Genomic DNA, 5,137 nt, shown 5'->3' with positions numbered 1-5,137 from the left:
AGTAAATCAAGTTCATCTAACCGATCGATATCCATTTTAAAATGGCGCTTATTATTAGAAAATACGATGGTTCCACCGGGGCGTAAAATTCGTTTAAGGTTTTCCATCAATAGAATATGATCTCGTTGCACATCAAATGTCTGCTCCATACGTTTTGAGTTAGAAAACGTAGGAGGATCAATAAAGATTAAATCGTAATGTCCCTGTGCGATGCTTAGCCATTGTAAACAGTCCGCTTGTTCATACTGATGTTGCCGCCCAACCTGCCCATTCAGCTTCATGTTTTCTTTCGCCCACTCAAGGTAGGTTTTTGACATATCGACCGTCATGGTGGATTTTGCTCCGCCGCAAGCGGCATGAACCGTTGCCGAGCCGGTATAAGCAAATAAGTTAAGAAAGTCTTTTCCTTTGGCCATTTGTGCAAGACGACGTCGAGTTAACTTATGATCTAAAAATAGCCCCGTATCCAAGTAGTCATGCAGGTTAACCAACAATTTGACCCCATATTCATTCACCGTGAATGTCTGAGATTGCTGGGCTAATTTCTGGTACTGAGCCGCGCCTTTCTTACGTTCACGCACTTTGAGTACCACGTTATTTGCATCAGTGCCTGTCACCTGAATCGCCGCACGAATGATGTCTGTTAAGCGACGTTTCGCTTTTTCTTCAGGGATCGTTTTGGGCGGCGCATACTCTTGGATAACGAGTTGATCTAAATAAACATCAATCGCGACGTTGTACTCAGGAAGATCTGCATCATAGATCCGATAGCAGTCTAACCCTTCTCGTTTTGCCCACTTACTGATTTTTGTGAGGTTCTTTTTCAATCGATTAGCGAAATCAGGGGCAATGAGTGACGGGCTTGATGAATCCGTTAATTGAGAAGTATCGCGCTCTGCAATCGTGTAGTTTTTTTGGTGACAAGGTAACGCACCATTATTCAATTTAAACTGCTTTTCTGCCCGCATACGCAAACAACTCAGTAGTTCATCAGAGCTGGAAAAGATAGAAGCCTGACAACCACCAAACTCAGCTTTTAACTGCCCACCAAAGGCAGTATAGAGAGCAATCAAACCAGGATGAGTACCTAGCCGTTCACCATAAGGTGGGTTACATACGATCACACCATGCTCAAACCCTTGTGGACGAGTCAGTTTTGCCGCATCAGCTAACTCAAATTGAATCAGTTCATCAACCCCGGCTCGTCGGGCATTCTCTTTTGCCATTTGCAGAACACGAGGGTCATTATCGGCCCCAAAAAACTTAGTGTCAGCTTTTTTGACACCTTTGCGTGCTTGAACGGCCGCTTCTGATTTTATCTCAGCCCAGAGCTCAGGTTGAAAGTCTTCTAAAGCTTCAAAGCACCATTTGGCTCTTTTTAAGCCTGGAGCAATATTAGCCGCCATCATCGCCGCTTCAATTAATAAGGTACCAGAACCACACATAGGATCGAGCAATGCTCGACTAGGCTGCCAGCCACTGCGAAGAAGAATGGCGGCCGCGAGTGTTTCTCGTAAAGGAGCGCGCCCCGATTCAGGACGATAGCCACGAATATGTAACCCTGCCCCAACCATATCAATACCGAGTAAGGCTTTTTCTTTGTGGAGTCGGACGTGAACCCGAAGATCAGGTTGATCTTTACTGATCGATGGCCGAGGTAGATTCTTCTTGTTAAAACAGTCTACGATCGCATCTTTTACTTTCATCGCCCCATATTGACTGTTACGAATTTCACGGTTAGTACCATTAAAGTCCACCACAAACTTCTTTGAACTATGAAAGTGGTTCACCCAGTTCACCGCTGCGGCAGATAGGTATAAATCCATATCATTCTGGCAAGTAAATTCAGCAACAACACGTACGAATCGAGAAGCAAGTCGGCTCCATAAACAGCAGCGATAAATACATTCATTAGAGGCAGTAAATTTAACCCCTGCTTGAACAGGTTTGGCGTCAGAAATCCCAAGTTGGGTAAGTTCTTCTGCTAATAGATTCTCAAGACCGTTGGAGGTCACCGCTAGATATTGATTCATAGTGTTCTTTAACTGCTAAAAATGGTTTCAGATTATAGCTGACAACTAAAGCCCATGGCTAAGCTAAACAACGGATTTTAACAAAAAACTCTTAGTCTGCTTAATCATTAAACAGTTAAGTCATTTAATTTTGCCTAAATCTCATGCTGCAATCACATTTTCAATTTGAGTAAAAATCACCACGATACTGACTCAGCCTTTTTAGTTTCTTTGATAAATATCTATCCTTCTTAGTGCTTCGCATGAGAAGTGAGTATTTATTCACTTAAAATCTGGACTATACCAAACACATAAAGTCGCTGTAATTTAACAACAAACGTTGCTAAAAAGGGAATTTTTCCTTTATTTTGGCTAGAATTATCATAGCTATGCGTCACATCTAACAAAAAAAGAAAAGAAAAAATGCGTAGAATATCGCCTTCTTTAACCAAATTTGAACTGTGTTATAAACGAGAGACCGAACGGTAGGCAAAAAAAATCGGCGAGATGCCGATGGGAAATGAAACAAAGGAACGAAAACAGTTAGGTAAAATTAACCAACCAGTGCCACAGACTCTGGTTGTAAAATATGATTGGCTAATGCCATTCTGTCGTGCATCACCTTAATCACTTGTCCAAACTCTAAGGTTTTAGAGCCGGTTAAAATAAATGGTTGCAGATCAACCAATGCACATAAGCTCGCGCTCTCTCCTACTTCGAGAACAATGAAATACCCTTGATTATGGCCATTTAGTAAACTGACCATATCGCCTTCTTGAGGCGCAAGCTCATCGTCCGATTGCTGGTAATCGAAAAACCAACTTCTGGGTTGAACCGGCTTATGGAACCGTTTAGCTGCCACACAATACAGGGCTAATTCAACTTTACGAGGTTCCGGCAGATCTAAACCACTAACACATTCTTTATAGGTTTGGTAATCCGATGCATCATCAACAGAAAAATGATTTTCTGCAAACGCACAATCAACCAGTAAATTGCGACTAAGATTGGTGCGAAACACCATCTCCTCGCCGAGATCGAGCATCAAATAGCCTTCGCTATCTGAATAGTACCAACGCCATTTATCACTGGGTTTTAGCATTATTCTGGCTCTCTATTTACTTTACTGGAATAATCAAACGATGAGGTAAACGACTTTATTACCTATTAGTGCCATTTTAGGAAGGACATCATAAAAAAAAAGAGGAAATGAATGATTCATCTCCTCTGAAAGTCACCTTGTCACTTTATAAAATATCTCAATGAATTATAAATTTTTAACAATATCGCTCACCAGCTTAGGCCCGTGATAAATGAATCCGCTATAAACTTGAATTAACTTAGCTCCGGCAAGCAATTTTTCTTTCGCTGAAACATAAGAATCTATCCCCCCCACACCAATGATAGGGATCTGTTCACCAAGTTGTTGGTAAAGAAGTTTAATCACTTCTGTACTACGAGATTGTAATGGTCGCCCACTTAGTCCACCAGCCTCATTCGCGAACTTCATCCCTTCGACTAATGTTCGATCTAAGGTTGTATTCGTCGCGATAACTCCGTCTATTTTATACTTTAGTAGCGACTGGCAAATCTGTTTTAGCTCTTGGTCGGTTAAATCTGGTGCAATTTTCAATGTTAACGGAACATACTTATTGTGCTGTTCGGCAAGTTCATTTTGTTTTGCTTTAAGTGTCGCCAATAGTTCATCAAGAGCTTGACCATATTGTAACGTACGCAATCCTGGCGTGTTTGGCGATGAGATATTAATCGCAATATAACCCGCATAAGGATAAACCTTATCCATACAGATTAAGTAATCCTCTACCCCTTTTTCTATCGGCGTGTCTTTATTCTTACCAATATTAATGCCGATAATCCCGTCATAATTTGCTTGTTTAACATTCTCAACCAGATGATCGACACCTAAATTGTTAAACCCCATACGGTTGATGATTCCTTCCGCGTGCACTAAGCGAAATAACCTCGGTTTGTCATTACCCGGTTGAGGGCGAGGAGTCACGGTTCCAACTTCAACAAAACCAAATCCCATCGCTCCAAATGCTTCTATGCATTCACCATTTTTATCAAGCCCAGCAGCCAAGCCCACTGGATTTTTGAAGGTAAGCCCCATGCATTCAACAGGACGTTGAGGAAGGTGTTGACGGTAGAAGAGATCGAGAGGTGTACCAGTGAAACGTTTGAAATTTTGAATGGCGAGATCATGCGCCTTTTCAGCATCCAGTTGAAAAAAGCCAGCTCTGGCTAAGCGGTAAAGCATACTGCCTCCGAAAAAAAATAAGCCCCGAATAAACGGGGCGTTATTATTGACTTAATCGGTTAACAATTCAATGCTTATTCTACGCCCTGACAATTTAAGTTCAGTAGCATCAATTCACGCATGGCAACCGAAAATTTAGCAAACTCATGTACTGCTCCAACTTTAAATTCATTAAGAATATTGTCCCAACGCTGCAAAGTATTAGTATTATTTTGCATCCATTGCTCTAGTGCATTGAGTACATCTGACGAGTCAGTGTGACTGAAGCACGCCAAAACTTGCGCGGTTAATTGACGTTGTTGCCAATCCAGATCTTCTCTGAATGCCGCTCGCGCTAACGCTTGCCAGTTGTTTTCGACGGCCTGGTGATTAATTTGTTTCAAAAACCAATGTAATGATAGGCGATCACCTAAATTAAAATAAAGTTTTGCCGTAAGCTCAACCGGAACCTGTTTTTCGTGTGAAACCGCAGAAATGTCTAAAGCAGAATATAAGCTAGATAAGCGCGCAACATAATGGGCTAATTCATGATTGACCCCTTGATTTATCCAGCTTTCAGCAAGAGTATTGTGCTCTAGCACTTCACTTTCGACTAGTACCAGATCCAATTGTTGAGCGATCTTTTGCACATCAGACTGGTAATGCTCCACAACAGAAACAACTGAAGACTGATTTATTCGATTGCGTAATAACCAACGAGATAAACGGCGTAATGTTCGACGAACTTGGAACATCATATCGTATTGTACTGAACTTACCGCTTGATTATCGAGTCCACGAATCTCTTGTAACACTTTCTCTAATTGATAAATCTCACGAACGGCCGAATACGCATTAACAATATCAA

General features: G+C 41.5%; 3 protein-coding genes and 1 pseudogene. All 4 read right to left on the bottom strand.

Annotated features, from left to right (window positions below):
- The coding region (gene rlmKL, locus B7C60_RS08175) for a bifunctional 23S rRNA (guanine(2069)-N(7))-methyltransferase RlmK/23S rRNA (guanine(2445)-N(2))-methyltransferase RlmL (protein ID WP_245868954.1) at positions 1–2,033 on the bottom strand (2,033 nt) is incomplete at its 3' end.
- A gap of 532 nt (positions 2,034–2,565) precedes the next feature.
- The gene (locus B7C60_RS08170; protein WP_099611221.1) at positions 2,566–3,114 is read right to left on the bottom strand and encodes a cell division protein ZapC; all 549 of its coding nucleotides are present in this window, start codon (positions 3,112–3,114) and stop codon (positions 2,566–2,568) included.
- 165 nt (positions 3,115–3,279) lie between these two features.
- Entirely contained in the window at positions 3,280–4,290 is a 1,011-nt protein-coding gene (pyrD, locus tag B7C60_RS08165) for a quinone-dependent dihydroorotate dehydrogenase (protein WP_099611220.1), read from the bottom strand.
- Between the two features lie 74 nt (positions 4,291–4,364).
- Positions 4,365–5,137 (bottom strand): annotated as a pseudogene (locus B7C60_RS18470) (NAD-glutamate dehydrogenase domain-containing protein); the annotation flags it as partial.

The sequence above is a fragment of the Vibrio fujianensis genome (genome assembly GCF_002749895.1).
In the GTDB taxonomy this organism is placed as follows: domain Bacteria; phylum Pseudomonadota; class Gammaproteobacteria; order Enterobacterales; family Vibrionaceae; genus Vibrio; species Vibrio fujianensis.
The sequence above is the reverse complement of the archived record's forward strand: the minus strand, read 5'-3'. Positions and strand labels throughout refer to the sequence as shown.

Coding starts and splice junctions, on each gene's coding strand:
- B7C60_RS08170 (WP_099611221.1), bottom strand. CDS start 3,114: ATGCTAAAACCCAGTGATAAATGGCGTTGGTACTATTCAGATAGCGAA.
- pyrD (WP_099611220.1), bottom strand. CDS start 4,290: ATGCTTTACCGCTTAGCCAGAGCTGGCTTTTTTCAACTGGATGCTGAA.